Origin of the sequence: Avibacterium endocarditidis, from assembly GCF_965138825.1 — a bacterium.
GTDB lineage: Bacteria > Pseudomonadota > Gammaproteobacteria > Enterobacterales > Pasteurellaceae > Avibacterium > Avibacterium endocarditidis.
Genome location: NZ_CBCSDH010000002.1, coordinates 218,653 through 236,547, shown reverse-complemented (window position 1 = coordinate 236,547; position 17,895 = coordinate 218,653). Strand labels below are relative to the sequence as shown.

The window sequence follows — 17,895 nt, the reverse complement described above, 5'->3', positions numbered from 1 at the left end:
GCCTTAAAATACCGCCTATATCTACTCGTAATTTTCCATAAATTGCCTTTCTTCTATACTTCGGAATAAAGACAATATGATACTTACAGTTCCATCTTGTATGTGATAGACTTGAATCGTCATTGGATTTACTTGCCATGACTTATCCTCCTATATTCTGAATTTTGGTTGTCTGCCTTATTCATTATAGGAGGACTTTTTTATTCTGTTCACCGCTTAAGCTCTTTGATTCCATACGCATAGCGTATGGTTTTTATAGCTAGACTTTGTCTAGCTATAATAAAAAGGGCTAAATCTTAAATTTAGCCCTTTTTTCTGCCTCAATGCTACGCTTTACTCAACTCGTCTGCCACCACTTCGGCTTGTTTGAGCATAAACTCAATGGCTTCATCTTTGTTTTCTGGTGGGTATCCATATTTTCTAAGCGTTCTTTTTAGCTGTCTTCGCATTTCTGCTCGTACATTTTCCTTATACTGCCAATCAATGGTAACGGATTTTTTCAATTTATCGGTGATTTCTTTGGCGAGATTCAGCAACACTCCATCGCCCAAAATTTCCACCGCACTTTGGTTTTGACTTAAGGCATCATAAAACGCCAGTTCCGCCGTGCTAAGGCCTAGTTCTTCCCCTTTGGCAAGCTGTTCTTGCAATTCTTGCGCCAGTTTTAATAATTCTTTGATCACCTTGATTACGGTTAAATTATGCGCGTTATATTGATTCAGTGCTTCTTTGAGTTTTTCTTCAAAGGTTTTTTGCACTGCAATATTGTTGCCTACAAGATAATGTTGAAGATTTGGATTTACGCAATGCCTCAATCGGCTACTGTCTGCAAGATCGTGGCAAACTGCTTAAAAATACGATTTTCAATCATCTACAAATCGTAGGTTACAATGCCAAAATCGGTAGTTTAAACAGCCTAGAAATCGATTTCATTGTAGAAAAAACGGTGGCCCCTTTATGTACAAGCCAAGCTGACCATTAATGAAGAAAAAACACTGAAACGGTAATTTGGCAATCTGCTGAAAATCCAAGGCAGCTTGTAGTAATGATGTACGAATTTGAGGAAAATAAGTTTGACGAGGTAAAATGTTTGAGTTTAAGGGGGGATTGGATAGATGGATATTTTGTTGTATGGGCTCATAGTAAAGCCATAAAATTCAATAAGTAGTATCAAATTTTTTGATGAGTTTGATATTATATATATCAATATAAAGTGAAGCCAAAGGTTACAATGTATGAATAAACAATTAACACCAGCTGCCTTGGTAGCTTTGAAATATGCTCTTACCAATATTTATTGGTATAAAAGGGATCTTAAATCATTTTTGTTAAACAGTTTACCTACAAATATTCAAATTCATAATATTGATTGGGCTCTTACAAAAAGGGAAATTATTTCAACTATTATTGATAAATTGGCTCAAAAACAATATACGGAAATCTTATTAAAATTAGCACAAGATATTTGCCAATTTAACAACTTTGAACACTTAGCATACATTGATAATTCAGTAGAAAAATACGTTTAGACAAAAATTCTGTAAATCATTTAAAGCAATTTATAGTACCTTATCAAGATGCACAACAAGCTGAAGAACTGAGAAAAGAATGGAAAAAAGTTGCTGAAGAGAAACGTCAAATATTTAAAAATTATCAAGAAGAATTATTGAGCTTAAAACAAGAATTTTATTCTTTAGCTACAAGTCAGGATAATCAGCAACGGGGATTTAAGTTAGAAAATCTGATGAACCGACTTTTTGTCTTAAATGATTTAGATCCTAAAGCATCATTTAACGTTGTAGGGCAGCAAATTGATGGGGCTTTTACTTTGGATGGTACTGAATTTCTTTTTGAAGCTAAATGGGTTAAATCTCCTATAAACAATTCAGATTTAGCAATTTTTAAAGAAAAAGTAAAATCTAAGTTAGAAAATACGTTAGGCTTATTTCTATCTATTGATGGTTTTTCTGAAGATGGTATAAATGCTTCCCAATCTTCGGATAAAGTGATGATTCTTATGGACGGTTCCGATCTAATGGCTGTTTTAGAAGAAAGAATTTCTTTCATTGACTTGATAAATCGAAAAAAACAAATAGCTTCAAGAGAAGGAAGAATTTATGTTCCATATTCCAAAATGGGGCTATAAATCAAAGAGTCGTCTGAAACCCATTTTCAGACGGCAATAAACGCAATGGTGCATTTTTGTTTGTAGATTTTCCCCACCCAACGGCAGACTGCTCAATGATAACAGCATTCTCATCATCAACGATACAGGGCTTATGCACTCACTTTACTGGGCACCGAATCCGATCCAAAACAAAAAGAAATCTTAAGTCGCCTTGTTATGTATATGGCCAAACAAGTCGACTAAATAAACCGTCTGGGATAGAGGAAGACCGTTTTTTTATTGCTCGCAAACGGTGAGAAAATGATAAAGTTTTGCGATATAAACAATTTAGGTAAGTGGACGAACTTTTTGTAGCTTATCTTTTAATAATTTTCCAATTCTAGGATGAATTCTTGCTAAATTATTAACTCTGCCTAATGTACTTTTATATAGTTTTTCGTATGTTGCACTTTTAGCTCCTTGTACATACTCTTTTTCGCATTGATGAACTGCAGCTTTTATATTATTTCGATCTTTTTTAGATAAAGTTGCAGATTTTCCATTTACATTTATACCATGTATCTCTTGTCTGTTATTTTTGGGCATAATCTTATGTTTTTTGCGATTTAGTTTTACTCCTATCAATTTAAGCATACTATGAATCTCTGCAATAATAGCTGTTTTTTCAGCAGATGAAAAAGGTCGTTTAGCAGACACAGAAATATCATCAATATAACGGGTATATATAAAACCTTGAGTTTCTAATTTTTGCACTAACTCACTTTCTGCTTTGAATAAAACTAAATTGCAGATATAACTACTTGGTATCGCACCTTGAACTAGATAACCTTTATAAGTAATTAAATCGGCCAAGAATTCAGAAATATCTTTCGGGAAATTAAAAACACTCTTCCATACTGAAAGAACAACACCTTTCCTAATGCTAGGAAAGAAGTTTTTTACATCTTCAGTAATGATATTTTGACTATTTAGATGGGTTTCAGCATCTTTAATATAATCTTTTCCTTTTAAGGAACCTTGTAAATAATACGGATAGATAACTTTTTCAAGGAAAATTATTTTTATTTTTTTATGTATTTTTTTTAGTGGAGGTTCTACATCAAAAGTATATCTTTTACTTCCATCTTCTTTGTTTTTTACTTTTGAAATAAAAAACATATTATCTGCATTTTTCCTGATATTTTCTAATTCAGATAATTCTATTCCTAAAAGCTTGGAGAGAGTTAATAAACTACTCACAGGTTTATAAGGATATATTGGCTTATTCAGATTTTGGCTCCATCAAAGATAATGCTAGATGAGATAATTTTTCCGCTAATTCTAAAGAAATCCCTTTCTGTTCTGTAGAATCTGAAGCTAAGAAAATCAAAATACTTGGTGGGATCTGCAATGCTTTACAAATTGCATTTATAGCAGATAAATTTGGTTCACGTTTTCCTTGCTCTAATAAAGTTAAATATGAAATAGAAAGATTAGAAGCCTTCGCGAGCTGAGTTTTAGTTATGCCTTTTTGATTACGACATAATGTTATTGCTTTTCCAATATTCATCATACTTACCTAAAAGAAAAAAGAATAACCTGTTGCTAACGACATATTATTCTGTAAAATATAAAAAAAGCTTAGCAAGCCACGGTAAAATATCTAGTGCTTTGCTAATCAAATCTAAGATTTGATCACTTGATCTTAATTGTGCTTTTTCTAATTCTTGAATTACAGAATTAAGCTTTTGTCGTTGGCTGTCATCCATCACATCATGTTGTTCCATCTGTAGTTGTCTTAAAACTTTAATGGATTCTTCTAAAAGTAATGATTTTTTGTTCATATTTTAACCTTTGGTTTTCTAACAGTGCGACATTGCACCAGTTGTCAAAACAATGTTGAACTGAATAGAAATGAGATGGATAACACAGGTTACTCATTATCTTCGGATAACGAAGTTATCCGCACCAGTTGTTTTAAGCTGTATCAGTTTTTAATCAAGATTAATACTTGGAGCTTAGCTAATTTAGCTACTTAGCATCTGCTGGCAATATGGTTATAAATAACCGACTCATAGAGCCACTGTCATAGTTCAACTTCAGGTTAAAATTTTAGAAGTAACATCAGGAGGGAACCTCCTGTCGAAATGAATAGTATCATCATAGATTGACAAGGTCAATTGTTTTCTTGACTCACAGTTAAAAAATAGTTTTGCGTTTATAAGTTGAAGTTATATTTCCTGTTCTAAAATTCATTGAAACTAACCACATTTGAAATAAAAATGCCGTCTGAAAGAAAATCTAAACGACATTCAAAAGTGCTGTCCCTTTATGTATCTAGTACATTCTCTTTCAAGCAATCCGATCCGCCATTAAATCAGAGATTTTGTCCAGATATCAAGAAGTAGATGTTACCTTTGATAACGATTTTAGGTAGGCGAATGACTTTGGCATTACTACCGTGGTTTATTGACCATGTTCATCCATTGTTTCGCCAGTCTCATACGGATATATCACTGCTCTTCGTCCGGTTTGTCAGATGTCTTGTCGGAGATGAAATCGCCAAAGTAAATCACTATCTGTAATTTGGCCAACTGTTCGGCTGGCACTTTCATTGGGGCGACATCGCCGAATGGGCTGGTGAGCGTTGGCGACACTTCTCCTTCAGAGAATGGGAAATTACCAGGTCCATATGCCGCAATGCCTTTTACTTTCTAGTTGGTGATTGTCGTCAGCCAACCCAGTCGTTTACTCGGAGCGGATTTTTTACCTCTTTGAAATAAATATCGTAAAACAAGGTTTCGTCTTGTTCTACACGTTGTTGCATTTTGTTCGGCGTTGACACAATCTTCTCAGGGAGGATATGGTTGTGATGAGGCATTAGCCTATCCACTTGAGTCAATGGCAACGTGCGATCGTAGCGTTCGCCGTCTTCCCAACGAGCTTGCGGCGGCACCCAGAAGATGTTTTCTGCCGCATAGTTATCTTTATCTTCCATTTCTTCATCAAGGACGGCTTGATATTCTTCAGGGGAATACTCTTTCGGATCAATATAAAGTGGGCTTTGTGGATCTTGTAGTTCGGTGAGAAGCTTTTGCGATGGGCAGTAAAACTATCAGAAATATATTTTAAGAAAATTAAGCCAAGAACGATGTGTTTATAGTCGGAAGCGGAAAGTTGGTTACGCAGTTGATCTGCCGCAGTCCAAAGACGGGCATCTAATTCTTTTAAAAACGCTTGCTGTTGCGCGAGGCTGGTACTAGAATCTTGCTGTGCACAGCTGTGCTGTCATTGGATTACCTCTTTTTTACCTCTTTGGTTGGTTTCGATACTTAAAGACCGCCGAATTATAACAAAACCCCTTGTATTTTAAATTATCTTTTTTGCCTAAAGTTTAGTCAGGCGTGCGTGTTTTCGGTGTCTATTTTACGGAAAAATGCGTTGGCACTTTTATTTTTCTTCTCTATCTCTTTGATATTTAAGGCTTCTATATTGGTGTAGGTTAAAAATGAAGCAGAAAGCAAAAAATTTGTTTGGTTGCCCTTGAAATTTCTCTTTCAGCCAACATTTTACTTCCATCAGTGAGTTGGGCTGAAAAATGTGGAAATTTTCCACCGCACTTTGAATGTTATTCCTGTGTGAAAAAATGCAAAAAAATTTGCAATATTGCACTTGAAATTTTTAAAGCTAGCCCAATTTAATCAATCGTAAACGAATTAATCGAATTTTATTAGGAGAAAACATATTATGGGAAAAATTATTGGTATTGACTTAGGTACAACAAACTCTTGTGTGGCTGTAATGGACGGCGACAAACCGCGTGTTATTGAGAATGCGGAAGGGGATCGTACAACTCCGTCAATTATTGCTTATACAAATGATGGCGAAACCTTAGTCGGTCAGCCTGCGAAACGTCAAGCAGTAACAAATCCAAAAAATACATTATTTGCAATCAAACGTTTAATCGGTCGCCGTTTTGAAGATCAAGAAGTACAACGCGATGTGAACATTATGCCATTTAGCATTGTGAAAGCAGACAACGGCGATGCGTGGGTTGAAGTGAAAGATGAAAAAATGGCACCACCGCAAATTTCTGCTGAAGTGTTGAAAAAAATGAAGAAAACAGCAGAAGATTTCTTAGGTGAGCCAGTAACTGAAGCGGTAATTACTGTACCAGCTTACTTCAACGATGCACAACGTCAAGCAACCAAAGATGCTGGCCGCATTGCAGGTTTAGATGTTAAACGTATTATTAACGAACCAACAGCAGCAGCGCTTGCTTATGGATTGGACAAAGGTAAAGGCAATCACACTATCGCAGTATATGACTTAGGTGGTGGTACATTTGACTTATCTATCATCGAAATTGACGAAGTAGATGGCGAAAAAACCTTTGAAGTGTTAGCAACCAATGGTGATACTCACTTAGGTGGTGAAGACTTTGATAACCGTGTAATTAACTACTTAGTTGACGAGTTCAAAAAAGAGCAAGGTGTTGATTTACGCAACGACCCACTTGCAATGCAACGTTTGAAAGAAGCAGCAGAGAAAGCGAAAATCGAACTTTCTTCAGCACAACAAACTGATGTGAACTTACCTTACATCACTGCAGATGCAACAGGGCCAAAACACTTAAACATTAAATTAACTCGTGCGAAATTAGAAGCCTTAGTAGAAGATTTAGTAGCACGCTCATTAGAGCCTGTGAAAGTGGCATTGAAAGATGCAGGTTTAAGCGTATCAGACATTGATGATGTGATCTTAGTAGGTGGTCAAACTCGTATGCCATTAGTACAACAAAAAGTGGCTGAGTTCTTTGGCAAAGAGCCTCGTAAAGATGTGAACCCTGATGAAGCTGTTGCAATCGGTGCAGCAATTCAAGGTGGTGTATTAGCTGGTGATGTGAAAGACGTATTGTTATTAGACGTAACACCGCTTTCATTAGGTATCGAAACAATGGGTGGCGTGATGACTACCTTAATTGAGAAAAACACAACGATTCCAACGAAGAAATCACAAGTGTTCTCAACCGCCGAAGATAACCAAAGTGCAGTAACCATTCACGTGTTACAAGGTGAGCGTAAACAAGCGTCTGCAAACAAATCACTAGGTCAATTTAACCTAGAAGGCATTAACCCAGCACCACGTGGTATGCCACAAATTGAAGTAACTTTTGATATTGACGCGGACGGTATTATCCACGTTTCAGCGAAAGATAAAGGTACAGGTAAAGAACAACAAATTACCATTAAAGCGTCATCTGGTTTAAGCGAAGATGAAATCCAACAAATGGTGCGTGATGCAGAAGCCAATGCAGAAGCTGACCGTAAATTTGAAGAATTAGTTCAAGCGCGTAACCAAGCTGATCATCTTGTTCACAGCACACGCAAACAATTAGGCGAAGTTGGCGATCAATTATCTGCTGATGATAAAGCCCAAATTGAAAAAGCCGTGAGCGAACTTGAAACAGCAGCGAAAGGTGAAGACAAAGCTGAAATTGAAGCGAAAACCAAAGCATTAGTGGAAGCATCACAAAAATTAATGCAAGCCACAGCACAACAAGCTCAAAGCGGTGAACAACCACAACAAAACAACGGTGATGATGTGGTAGATGCTGAGTTTGAAGAAGTGAAAGACAATAAATAATTCACATTCAACAATAATCCAAAGGGCATAGCAATATGCCCTTTTAGCGTATAAAAAATAGGATAAAAATGGCAAAACGAGATTATTATGAAGTGCTTGGCGTTGAACGTGGTGCAGATGAAAAAGCGATTAAAAAAGCCTACAAACGCCTTGCAATGAAATTACACCCCGATCGCAATCAAGGGGATAAAGAAGCTGCCGAGAAATTCAAAGAAGTGCAAGAAGCCTATGAAATTCTAGGTGATAAAGAAAAACGTGCTACTTACGATCAATATGGACACCAAGCCTTTGAACAAGGTGGATTTGGTGGCGGTGCTGGCGGCGGTTTTGGTGGCTTCAGCGGTGCTGATTTTGGCGATATTTTTGGTGATATGTTCGGCGATATTTTCGGTGGTGGTCGCTCACGCCAACAGCGTGTTGTGCGCGGTGAAGATTTACGCTACGACATCGAAATTACCCTAGAAGAAGCGGTTCGTGGAACGAAAAAAGAAATTCAGTTTGATACCTTGGCAGAATGTGATCATTGCCACGGCACTGGGGCCGAAAAAGATTCTAAAGTGGAAACCTGTCCAACCTGTCACGGTGCGGGACGAGTACGTCATCAGCGTGGTTTCTTTGTAACTGAAGATGTGTGTCCAACTTGTCACGGCACAGGTAAAAAAATTGAAAATCCGTGTAAAAAATGCCACGGTGAAGGACGCGTTTACAAGAAGAAAAATCTTTCCGTTACCATTCCAGCAGGCGTGGATACCGGCAACCAATTACGCTTAGCTGGTGAAGGTGCAGCAGGGGAGTTTGGAGCGCAAGCGGGGGATTTATATGTGGTGATTCACGTTAAACCGCACCATATTTTTGAGCGCGATGGCAATAATCTTTACTGCGAAGTGCCAATTAGTTTCACAATGGCAGCGCTTGGTGGTGAAATTGAAGTGCCAACCCTTGATGGTCGCTTAAAAGTGAAAATCCCAGCAGAAACCCAAACAGGCAAATCCTTACGTTTACGCGGTAAAGGCATTAAGTCTGTGAGAACAGGTTATACTGGGGATCTCATCTGCAAAGTGATTGTGGAAACCCCAGTGAAACTCAACGCTGAACAGAAAGAGTTATTAAGAAAATTTGAAGAAAGCCTTGAAAGCGGTAAGAAAAAACACCGCCCGAAATCTTCAAGTTTCTTTGACGGTGTGAAAAAATTCTTTGATAATTTAGGCAAATAGCTTGTTAAATTCGCTGAAATAGTGAATTAAAACAGGATTATTTGAACTAAACCAGCCTTTAAATTAAAACGATCGCATTTTATAAGTGCGGTCGTTTTTTTACGTTTTTTGTGATGGCTATCACGGTCGTGCTTGAAATAAGCTATTGCATAATAACTATAAATGCTATAAAATTCGCCCGTTTTTGCTTTAGATAAAGCAAGTGAAATTTCGTTCTTCTGCGTTGCAGAAAATTGTTTTAATCATATAGAGGAATAAGATTATTAAAACCGTAAAAAAAGCACCAACAACAAATCGCCCAAATCGCATTAACGAAGAAATTCGGGCGAAGGAAGTTCGCTTGATTAACCAAGATGGTGAGCAAGCAGGAATTGTCAGTCTGCAAGAGGCTTTAAATAAAGCGGAAGAAGTAAATCTCGATCTCGTGGAAATCAGCCCAAATGCTGAGCCACCAGTTTGCCGTATTATGAATTACGGTAAGTTTCTTTATGAAAAAGGCAAAGCAGCAAAAGAGCAGAAGAAAAAGCAAAAAGTTGTTCAAGTTAAAGAAATTAAATTCCGTCCGGGAACAGATGAGGGTGATTACCAAGTTAAATTGCGTAGCATCTTACGTTTCTTGGAGGATGGCGATAAAGTAAAAATTACCGTGCGTTTCCGTGGACGCGAAATGGCTCACCAAGATATTGGTTTAAATGTGTTAGAGCGTGTTAAACAAGATACCTCAGAAATCGCAATGATTGAGTCAGCACCGGGTAAATTAGAAGGTCGCCAAGCTGTAATGGTGATTGCACCGAAGAAAAAATAATTTTATTTCTTGCGTAAAACGGATGGATCTTATAGAATTCATCCGTTTTTCTTTGCAGAAAAACAAAGTGATAATCAGGTAAACTACGCAACCTGATTTCCTTGTGTATGATAGCCTTTGGCTAACAAATAGAAATAATTAGTGCTTTACAAGTAATTTATTATTAAATTGATAAATTCGCCTAATTATCCAACCTAACTTAAACAATGCGGAGTTATTTAAACAATGCCTAAAATTAAAACAGTACGTGGTGCTGCGAAGCGTTTCAAAAAAACAGCTTCTGGCGGTTTCAAACGTAAACAATCTCACTTACGTCATATTTTGACTAAGAAAACCACTAAACGTAAACGTCATCTACGTCATAAATCAATGGTTGCGAAAGCAGACCAAGTTTTAGTTGTAGCCTGCTTGCCATACGCATAAGCGTAAACAAGTAAAGCGTACGTCAAGTGAATTTTAGTTAATAATATTGTATAGGAGATTAAATAATGGCTCGTGTAAAACGTGGTGTTATTGCAAGAGCTCGCCATAAGAAAATTCTTAAGGCAGCTAAAGGTTATTATGGTGCGCGTTCACGCGTTTATCGCGTTGCGTTCCAAGCTGTAATTAAAGCAGGTCAATATGCTTATCGCGACCGTCGTCAGCGTAAACGTCAATTCCGTCAATTATGGATTGCGCGTATCAACGCTGCAGCCCGTCAAAATGGCTTATCTTACAGCAAATTTATCAACGGCTTGAAAAAAGCATCTGTTGAAATCGATCGTAAGATCCTTGCTGATATTGCAGTATTCGACAAAGTTGCATTTGCAGCATTGGTTGAAAAAGCAAAATCTGCGCTTTAATTTTTAAAGACTGATTGTGAAAGGACGCTCTATAGCGTCCTTTTTCTTATAAACCGATTTTATCCAAATACGCATAAGAATAATTTATCAAGGTTTTTTATTCGCTTAAAGAGCGGTGAAAAAATGATGAATTTTCCCACCGCTCTTTGCTCTGTAGGGGCAGACCTATGTGTCTGCCCGAAACAATATTTTCTAAACAACTGATGGGAAAATGAACACGGGCGAACACATAGGTTCGCCCCTACGAGGAAATAATGGTAAATCTCACCTACCCCTTCTCTACAAAAGAGAGTAACTTTTCACTGGGAATAAATAGAGCTCGGTAAAAGTTAATAAAATAAAAAAAGAGCGGTGGAATTTTGGCTCTTTAAAAAGAACCTGTAGGGACGGACCTATGTGTCCGTCCGTATAAAACCAAAAGCAAAGTACGGCGGAATTTTGGCTATTTAAAAGAGCCTGTAGGGACGGACCTATGTGTCCGTCCGTATAAAACGAAAAACAAAGTGTGATGGAATTTTAGCGATTTAAAAAGATCTCGTAGGGACGGACCTATGTGTCCGTCCGCACAAAATTAAAAACAAAGCTCGGTGCAAATTTTATTTATTTTTTGATTGTTTTTAGTAAACTTGCCCACAAATAGATAAACAGAAAACCTTGAAAATCATTCATACAATTTATCATTTCACGCCTGATGAAAACGGACGTGATCCTATATATAAAACCAATGAAAAATACAAAACACAAACAACCATTTAGCCCATTACAAAAAGCCTTATTTGCTCAATTAACGGAGATGATGAACGTGGATTATCGCCGTCTGCAAGGGCGAATTAAAGGGCTGCATCAAACCAAAAATCCGCAAACTCAAGAAAAAGTCGCAGCAGAAATTCAACTACAAATTCAACAGGCGCAAGCACGTTTACAGCAACGAGAAAGTGCGGTGGAAAAAATTGAATTTCCTGAAAACTTGCCGGTAAGCCAGCGCAAAGATGAAATTCTCAAAGCCATTGAGCAAAATCAAGTGGTGATTATTGCAGGGGAAACGGGGTCAGGAAAAACCACTCAGTTGCCGAAAATGTGCCTTGCATTAGGGCGTGGAAAAAAAGGCTTGATTGGACACACTCAACCGCGCCGCATTGCCGCACGCTCTGTGGCAACACGCATTGCCGAAGAGCTACATTGTGAGCTAGGAACTCTGGTGGGTTATAAGGTACGTTTTAACGATAAAATCAGTGATGATACCCAAATTAAGCTGATGACAGATGGTATTTTGCTCGCTGAAATTCAAAGCGATCCTTTTTTAAATCAATACGATACCTTGATCATTGATGAAGCTCACGAACGCAGCCTGAATAACGATTTTATTCTTGGTTATTTAAAACAGCTGTTGCCAAAACGCCCAGATTTAAAAGTGATTATTACCTCGGCAACCATTGATGTAGAGCGTTTTTCGCGTCATTTTAATAATGCGCCAATTATTGAAGTTTCGGGGCGAACCTATCCTGTGGAAGTGCGTTATCGCCCTGTGGCGGAAACGGAAGAACAAGATCAAATTCAGTCCATTCTCAATGCCGTTGATGAATTGCAGGCGGAGGGGCGGGGCGACATTTTGATTTTCCTAAATGGTGAGCGTGAAATTCGTGACACCGCAGAAGCCTTGGAAAAACAGCACTTAAAACACACTGAAATTTTACCGCTCTTTGCTCGCTTATCGGCGCAAGAGCAAAATAAAATTTTTCACCCAAGTGGCTTAAATCGCATTGTGCTTGCTACCAACGTGGCAGAAACTTCATTAACTGTACCGGGCATTAAATATGTGATCGACCCCGGCACGGCGCGCATTTCCCGTTATAGCTACCGCACCAAAGTGCAACGTCTGCCTATTGAGCCGATTTCACAAGCTTCGGCAAATCAACGCAAAGGGCGTTGTGGACGGGTATCCGAAGGGATTTGTATCCGCCTTTATTCGGAAGAGGATTTTAATCAGCGCCCAGAATTTACCGATCCTGAAATTTTGCGTACCAATCTTGCCTCGGTTATCTTACAAATGACCGCCCTTGGGTTAGATGATATTAGTGCATTTCCTTTCGTTGATGCTCCTGACAAACGCCATATTCAAGACGGCATTAAGTTATTGGAAGAATTGCAAGCTTTCCAAATTGTGAAAACCAAGCACGGCGAAAAACGTCAGCTCACGCAAATTGGACGCCAGCTTGCTCAGCTACCTGTTGATCCCCGCTTGGGTAAAATGTTGCTGAGTGCCGTAAACAGCAATGCGTTGCACGAAGTGATGATCATTGTGTCGGCACTTTCAATTCAAGATCCTAGAGAGCGTCCACAAGAAAAACAACAAGCGGCAGATGAAAAACATCGCCGTTTTGCGGATAAAAAATCAGATTTTCTCGCATTCTTAAACTTGTGGAATTATCTGCAAGAACAGCAAAAAGCCTTGAGCAAAAATCAGTTCCGCCGTTTGTGTCAGAAAGATTATTTGAGTTATATCCGCGTACGCGAATGGCAGGATATTTATCATCAAATTCGTTTAACTGTGCGCGAGATGGGCTTGCCGATTAATTCGCAAATAGCAGAATATCCGCAAATTCACACCGCACTTTTATCAGGTTTGCTTTCTCATATTGGTATGAAAGAAGCGGAAAAACAGCAATATTTAGGCGCAAGAAATGCCCATTTTGCGATTTTTCCGAATTCCGTGCTATTCAAGAAGCAGCCAAAATGGTGTATGGCAGCAGAATTAGTGGAAACCTCTAAATTATGGGGACGAATGGTGGCAGAGATCGATCCCGAATGGATCGAGCCATTGGCACAGCATTTAGTGAAAAAATCTTATGCCGAGCCACGTTGGTCAAAATCCAAAGGGGCGGTTATCGCTAATGAAAAAGTTACCCTTTATGGCGTACCGATTGTGGCAAGTCGCCCGGTGAACTATGGAAAAATTGATCCAGCGGTGAGCCGTGAAATTTTCATTCAATCTGCCTTGGTGGAAGGAAATTGGCACACGAAACACACCTTCTTCTTGCAAAATCAACGCCTGATTCGCGAAGTGGAAGAGTTAGAGCATAAAACGCGCCGCCGAGATATTTTGGTGGACGAACGCCGTTTATTTGAATTTTATGATCAACGCATTGGCACAGAAGTGGTGTCGCAAAAGCATTTTGATACTTGGTGGAAAAAAGCGCGGCAAAAAGATCCTGAATTGCTGAATTTTGAAAAAGCCTTTCTCACCAATGACAACGCCAATGTCAGCGAGCTAGATTTCCCTAATTTCTGGCATCAAGGCAATTTAAAATTAAAGCTTAGCTATCAATTTGAACCGGGTATGGAAGCCGATGGCGTAACCGTGCATATTCCTTTGCCACTGCTTAACCAAGTGGAAATGCAGGGTTTTGACTGGCAAATTCCGGGCTTACGCAAAGAATTGATTATCGCCCTGATTAAATCTTTACCAAAAACATTACGCCGCCATTTTGTGCCAGCACCGAATTATGCGGAAGCCTTTCTTGGGCGCGTGAATGATGTGGACAAACCTTTGCTAGAAACGCTGTCTGCGGAATTACGCAAAATCACAGGTGTTTATGTAGCCCCTGATGAATGGAATCTCGCACAAATTCCACCGCACTTAACAATGACATTCCGTGTGGTTAATGAAAAAGGTAAGAAAATTGCCGAGAGCAAAAATTTAGATGAACTCAAAGTGAGTCTGAAAGCGCAAGTGCAGGAAACCTTGTCAGCGGTGGCAGACGAAGGCATTGAGCAAACAGGGATTCATTTATGGAATTTCGACCAATTACCGCAATATTATGAGCAGAAAAAACAAGGCTTTACCATCAAAGCCTATCCTGCCATTGTGGACGAAAAAGATTCTGTTGGGATCAAATTATTTGAAACAGAATTTGAGCAAGCTGTCGCAATGGAACAGGGACTACGCCGTTTATTATTGCTTAACGTGCCATCACCGATAAAGTATTTGCACGAAAAACTGCCCAACAAATCAAAATTAGGGCTGTATTTCACGCCCTTTGGCAAAGTGCTGGAATTGATAGACGATTGTATCGCCTGTGCCGTGGATAAATTAGTGCAAGATTTTGGCGGTTTTGTGTGGAATGAACAGGATTTTGAACGCCTAAAAGACTATATTCGAGCCAATTTAAACGAAACTACGGTGGATATTGCCAAACAAGTGGAAGAGATTTTGACGCTCGTGTTTGAAATCAACAAACGCTTAAAAGGCAAAATGGATTTCACCTTAGCCTTTGCTCTTTCGGATATTAAAGCGCAAATTAATCATCTTATTTACCCAAATTTTGTGCAGAAAACGGGTTATCAACGCTTGCCTGATTTATTACGTTATTTGCAAGCCATTGATAAACGCATTGACAAATTACTGCAAGATCCCAACCGTGATCGTGCTGCAATGTTGCGGGTAGAAAATGTCGAAAAGGCGTATCAGCAGTTATTATTAAAATTGCCAAAATCCAAGCCAATCCCCGCAGAAGTGGCAGAGATCCCTTATATGATCGAAGAACTACGCGTCAGCCTATTCGCCCAACAACTCGGAACGAAATATCCTATTTCGGATAAACGAATTTTGAATGTGATTAATGAGGTAGGGTAGCAGCACAATTATTGAAAAGTCACCGCACTTTATTTATTGCTTTTTTCTTGGTGTAGCTAACGGGTTTCGCCGTTGGCGACTTCCTTTCTTTTGCTTACCCAAAAGAGAGTAAGCAAAGAAAAGAGCCCCGATCATCGTCAAATTTCTCTTACTTTCAGATTGTGTTATTTTGTCTTGCCGTACTGGCGTACTGTCTTCGCCAAAATGCCTTGTCTGTAAGTGAGAAATTTGACGAACTCGCGTTTTCCTCATTTCAATAAAATTTTTTTCACGAAAAATCAGCCTGATGTTCGCTTTGCTCTCGCTTGGCGTGATTTTCCGTGAAAAAAATTTTATCTCCATTCGGGCGGTTTGGACGGGGAAATTCTATTAGGGAGAATTTTAAAGTGCGGTGGGAATTTTGGGATTTTTAGAAAATACAAAGAAAACTCCCTTATTTCAGCCACAGCGTGGCTGTGTTATCTAACCGCCTACGGCTCGTAGTGGTGAAGTGTCTTCCAGAACAAATCTCCCCTAACCCCTCTTTACTAAAGAGGGGGATTGATGGGGGCAATCTATGAAAACGCACCATCTCCCGTGTAAATTGCCTTCATTTTTAACAAATTTTTAGAAAAGTAACGCCTGAACGCAGCGAAGCGAGTATGGGCTTACTTTTCGTTAAGAAAATTTGTTAAAAATGAAGATCAGCAATTTAGTCGGGGGCTTTTTTCTTTGCCTACTTTCTTTTGAGCAAGCAAAAGAAAGTAGGTCGCTCAACGAGCGAAACTGGTTATTAATCACAAAGAAAAAAGTGATTTAACGGCGACATAAAAACTTTACTTGCTTCCATTCGGGGAACGCAAAAGAAAGTAGGTCGCCAACGGCGAAATCCGTTATTAATTCCAAAGAAAAACGAAATTTAATATAGAAAATTTAAGATAAAGTGCGGTGGAAATTTTTCAGATATTAAAAACCTCAGAAAATTACACCGCACTTATTATTTTTTATAACTTAACCTTAAACATCATAAGTGCCCATTACGCTCGCTTGCGCAAGGATATGATTTTGCATTGCGAAGTGTAAGTCATTAAATCTAAAACCTGCTTTAAGATCGAGTTTGGTGTCTAAGGCGTAAACGATTAATTCATAGCGGTGACGGCAATTTGGTGGGGCCATTCCTCCGTAGAATGAGGCTTCAGCGATGTCGAATTTGCCTAATACACTCGCCCAACTGTTTGCGCCTTGCACATAATCTGTCGCACTTTGGCTTTCATTTTCTTGTACGGAGGTGCGTTCTAAATTGGCAATGAGCCAATGTATCCACACAAAACCGCTGGCGGTAATGGCGTCTTTATCTTCTAACACCACTGCGAAAGATTTTGTGCCTTCTGGTGCATCTTCAATTTCAAAAGGAATAGAGTAAGTTGGCATTCCGTTTGAGCTAAATTGCGTGCCGCGTTTTCCATATTTATCCAAAAAAACGCCTTGTTCAATGGCTTGGCTGGTTACTTTCATCCTGTTCTCCTTAATGAAAATAGTTGATAGCAAGAAATTAGAAATAAAAAGTAAAATAGTTTTAACCTTTCATTAATAATTTATCGGAAAAAATAAATCAAAGAAGTCATTTATTTGAATGGGATCACAGTAAATTCTAAGCAAGTTTTTTATATTAAACAAGCAGTAATCAAACAGTTTGAGGTTTTATATGGGAATTAGACAACTTTGGCAAGGAATGCAAACCTTGAATAATAAAAAACTTTTTTGCTTTCTTTTTTCTATTATTTTTGCTTTATTGCTTACCTTGCTTTCTTCCGATGCAAGTTTCACGAAAATTCAAAATTATGTGTTATTTCTGCTATTGTTGACGGTTAGGTTTATGGTGAACGGAAAAGATCCCTTTTTCCATCAGTATATAGTGTGATTTGATTGTTTCTAGTCTTTTTACTGAAGCAATGAAGAAAACCAAACTAATATTATTGTGGGGTTTTAATCAACCGTTACGATTGGTAGTGCGGGCGAAGTGGTAAAAAATTAGATACTGCATTAACGTTAGCGCAAGGATTAAAAGGCAGTAAGCCATAATTCACAGCATAATTTAAAATCTCGTTTATCAAGCGAATAGTGCGTTTTAGTGTGTCGCTTTTGCCTTGCTGGCTTAACGGTTCAAGGGATTTAATCACCACATTAGGCAGCATTTCAGCAACGGGCAAATGTCCGAGCAAAGGGAAAACATAAGTTTCCAAGCGTCGCCAATTCTTCTTCAAGGTGATAGGCTCAATTTCTAATGCTTTTTTCTCTTTCCACTTTTCAGCTACGGACAGAAAGCAATTTTCTATCTGCTCATTGATAGCCTGTTCTTCTTCCTTGGCTTTCTCTTGCGGATCGATACCTTGAGCAAGTAACGCACGAAATTCTTCACGCTTAGCGCGAGCCTGGGCTAGGGTAATGCTTGGGTAAACTCCAATCGTAAAAGTAGTTCTCTTTTTCGTAACTGGATGATAATAATTAAATAGCCAAGCCTTAGCGCCAGTAGGCTTAACTCTTAAAATAAGCCCGTTACCGTCGGTTAAGTTATACTCTTTATTTTTGATTTTAGCCTTATCTATTTCTGTGTTGGTGAGTGGCTTCGTGATGCGTGGCATAAGCATTCCTCGTAGTTGTAGTAACAA

General features: G+C 38.6%; 16 protein-coding genes and 3 pseudogenes. 10 read left to right on the top strand and 9 right to left on the bottom strand.

Going from position 1 to position 17,895, the window contains the following annotated elements; all coding sequences use genetic code 11:
* Both ACNAV8_RS02220 and ACNAV8_RS02215 read right to left on the bottom strand, forming a co-directional pair.
* The coding region (locus ACNAV8_RS02220; protein WP_415777134.1) for a transposase at nt 1-139 on the bottom strand (139 nt) is incomplete at its 3' end.
* A gap of 187 nt (nt 140-326) precedes the next feature.
* Nucleotides 327-770, bottom strand: a pseudogene (locus ACNAV8_RS02215) (type I restriction enzyme endonuclease domain-containing protein); the annotation flags it as partial.
* Nucleotides 771-787: 17 nt separating this feature from the next.
* Between ACNAV8_RS02215 and ACNAV8_RS02210 the strand changes: the two are divergent.
* The 4 genes and pseudogenes from ACNAV8_RS02210 to ACNAV8_RS02195 all read left to right on the top strand — a co-directional run.
* Nucleotides 788-1,168, top strand: a pseudogene (locus ACNAV8_RS02210) (hypothetical protein); the annotation flags it as partial.
* Nucleotides 1,169-1,235: 67 nt separating this feature from the next.
* Complete coding sequence (locus ACNAV8_RS02205) at nt 1,236-1,529, top strand: hypothetical protein (RefSeq protein ID WP_415777130.1); 294 nt, start codon at nt 1,236-1,238, stop codon at nt 1,527-1,529.
* 137 nt (nt 1,530-1,666) lie between these two features.
* Entirely contained in the window at nt 1,667-2,146 is a 480-nt protein-coding gene (locus tag ACNAV8_RS02200) for a hypothetical protein (protein ID WP_415777129.1), read from the top strand.
* A 17-nt stretch (nt 2,147-2,163) separates the two neighbouring features.
* Nucleotides 2,164-2,371: pseudogene (locus tag ACNAV8_RS02195) on the top strand (hypothetical protein); the annotation flags it as partial.
* An 84-nt stretch (nt 2,372-2,455) separates the two neighbouring features.
* On the opposite strand, the gene ACNAV8_RS02190 reads toward ACNAV8_RS02195, so the two are convergent.
* The 5 genes from ACNAV8_RS02190 to ACNAV8_RS02170 form a co-directional block, all read right to left on the bottom strand.
* A complete protein-coding gene (locus tag ACNAV8_RS02190; protein WP_415777128.1) occupies nt 2,456-3,367 on the bottom strand; it encodes a reverse transcriptase family protein in 912 nt (303 codons plus the stop codon).
* 22 nt (nt 3,368-3,389) lie between these two features.
* Nucleotides 3,390-3,680 (bottom strand): helix-turn-helix domain-containing protein, encoded by a 291-nt coding sequence (locus ACNAV8_RS02185; RefSeq protein ID WP_415777127.1) that lies wholly within the window; start codon nt 3,678-3,680, stop codon nt 3,390-3,392.
* Nucleotides 3,681-3,723: 43 nt separating this feature from the next.
* Nucleotides 3,724-3,951, bottom strand: a complete 228-nt coding sequence (locus ACNAV8_RS02180) for a hypothetical protein (RefSeq protein ID WP_415777126.1) — start codon at nt 3,949-3,951, stop codon at nt 3,724-3,726.
* An 887-nt stretch (nt 3,952-4,838) separates the two neighbouring features.
* Nucleotides 4,839-5,105: a hypothetical protein gene (locus ACNAV8_RS02175; protein ID WP_245872609.1), complete on the bottom strand. Its 267-nt coding sequence runs from the start codon at nt 5,103-5,105 to the stop codon at nt 4,839-4,841.
* Nucleotides 5,006-5,296 (bottom strand): type I restriction-modification system subunit M N-terminal domain-containing protein, encoded by a 291-nt coding sequence (locus ACNAV8_RS02170; protein WP_245872610.1) that lies wholly within the window; start codon nt 5,294-5,296, stop codon nt 5,006-5,008. Before ACNAV8_RS02170 ends, ACNAV8_RS02175 begins: the two co-directional genes overlap by 100 nt.
* A gap of 558 nt (nt 5,297-5,854) precedes the next feature.
* Between ACNAV8_RS02170 and dnaK the strand changes: the two genes are divergently transcribed.
* The 6 genes from dnaK to hrpA all read left to right on the top strand — a co-directional run bounded on the left by dnaK (nt 5,855) and on the right by hrpA (nt 15,247).
* The gene (dnaK, locus tag ACNAV8_RS02165) at nt 5,855-7,753 is read left to right on the top strand and encodes a molecular chaperone DnaK (protein ID WP_035688348.1); all 1,899 of its coding nucleotides are present in this window, start codon (nt 5,855-5,857) and stop codon (nt 7,751-7,753) included.
* A gap of 68 nt (nt 7,754-7,821) precedes the next feature.
* The gene (gene dnaJ / locus ACNAV8_RS02160; protein WP_415777125.1) at nt 7,822-8,967 is read left to right on the top strand and encodes a molecular chaperone DnaJ; all 1,146 of its coding nucleotides are present in this window, start codon (nt 7,822-7,824) and stop codon (nt 8,965-8,967) included.
* Between the two features lie 259 nt (nt 8,968-9,226).
* On the top strand, nt 9,227-9,772 hold the full coding sequence (infC, locus tag ACNAV8_RS02155; protein WP_462934450.1) for a translation initiation factor IF-3: 546 nt from the start codon (nt 9,227-9,229) through the stop codon (nt 9,770-9,772).
* A 225-nt stretch (nt 9,773-9,997) separates the two neighbouring features.
* Nucleotides 9,998-10,195: a 50S ribosomal protein L35 gene (gene rpmI, locus ACNAV8_RS02150; RefSeq protein ID WP_005596065.1), complete on the top strand. Its 198-nt coding sequence runs from the start codon at nt 9,998-10,000 to the stop codon at nt 10,193-10,195.
* A 65-nt stretch (nt 10,196-10,260) separates the two neighbouring features.
* Complete coding sequence (gene rplT / locus ACNAV8_RS02145; protein WP_005546410.1) at nt 10,261-10,614, top strand: 50S ribosomal protein L20; 354 nt, start codon at nt 10,261-10,263, stop codon at nt 10,612-10,614.
* Between the two features lie 724 nt (nt 10,615-11,338).
* Nucleotides 11,339-15,247 (top strand): ATP-dependent RNA helicase HrpA, encoded by a 3,909-nt coding sequence (gene hrpA / locus ACNAV8_RS02140; protein WP_415777124.1) that lies wholly within the window; start codon nt 11,339-11,341, stop codon nt 15,245-15,247.
* 996 nt (nt 15,248-16,243) lie between these two features.
* Here the strand turns inward: hrpA and ACNAV8_RS02135 are convergent.
* Both ACNAV8_RS02135 and ACNAV8_RS02130 read right to left on the bottom strand, forming a co-directional pair.
* Complete coding sequence (locus tag ACNAV8_RS02135; RefSeq protein WP_415777123.1) at nt 16,244-16,741, bottom strand: YbhB/YbcL family Raf kinase inhibitor-like protein; 498 nt, start codon at nt 16,739-16,741, stop codon at nt 16,244-16,246.
* Nucleotides 16,742-17,223: 482 nt separating this feature from the next.
* The gene (locus ACNAV8_RS02130) at nt 17,224-17,868 is read right to left on the bottom strand and encodes an integrase arm-type DNA-binding domain-containing protein (RefSeq protein WP_415777122.1); all 645 of its coding nucleotides are present in this window, start codon (nt 17,866-17,868) and stop codon (nt 17,224-17,226) included.
* Between the last annotated feature and the right edge of the window lie 27 nt (nt 17,869-17,895).

Excerpts from the sequence above, each read along its gene's own strand:
- ACNAV8_RS02135 (WP_415777123.1), bottom strand. The coding sequence starts at position 16,741 with ATGAAAGTAACCAGCCAAGCCATTGAACAAGGCGTTTTTTTGGATAAA.
- hrpA (WP_415777124.1), top strand. The coding sequence starts at position 11,339 with ATGAAAAATACAAAACACAAACAACCATTTAGCCCATTACAAAAAGCC.
- ACNAV8_RS02175 (WP_245872609.1), bottom strand. The coding sequence starts at position 5,105 with ATGGAAGATAAAGATAACTATGCGGCAGAAAACATCTTCTGGGTGCCG.
- rpmI (WP_005596065.1), top strand. The coding sequence starts at position 9,998 with ATGCCTAAAATTAAAACAGTACGTGGTGCTGCGAAGCGTTTCAAAAAA.
- dnaK (WP_035688348.1), top strand. The coding sequence starts at position 5,855 with ATGGGAAAAATTATTGGTATTGACTTAGGTACAACAAACTCTTGTGTG.
- ACNAV8_RS02205 (WP_415777130.1), top strand. The coding sequence starts at position 1,236 with ATGAATAAACAATTAACACCAGCTGCCTTGGTAGCTTTGAAATATGCT.
- dnaJ (WP_415777125.1), top strand. The coding sequence starts at position 7,822 with ATGGCAAAACGAGATTATTATGAAGTGCTTGGCGTTGAACGTGGTGCA.
- ACNAV8_RS02130 (WP_415777122.1), bottom strand. The coding sequence starts at position 17,868 with ATGCCACGCATCACGAAGCCACTCACCAACACAGAAATAGATAAGGCT.
- ACNAV8_RS02180 (WP_415777126.1), bottom strand. The coding sequence starts at position 3,951 with ATGAACAAAAAATCATTACTTTTAGAAGAATCCATTAAAGTTTTAAGA.
- ACNAV8_RS02185 (WP_415777127.1), bottom strand. The coding sequence starts at position 3,680 with ATGATGAATATTGGAAAAGCAATAACATTATGTCGTAATCAAAAAGGC.
- rplT (WP_005546410.1), top strand. The coding sequence starts at position 10,261 with ATGGCTCGTGTAAAACGTGGTGTTATTGCAAGAGCTCGCCATAAGAAA.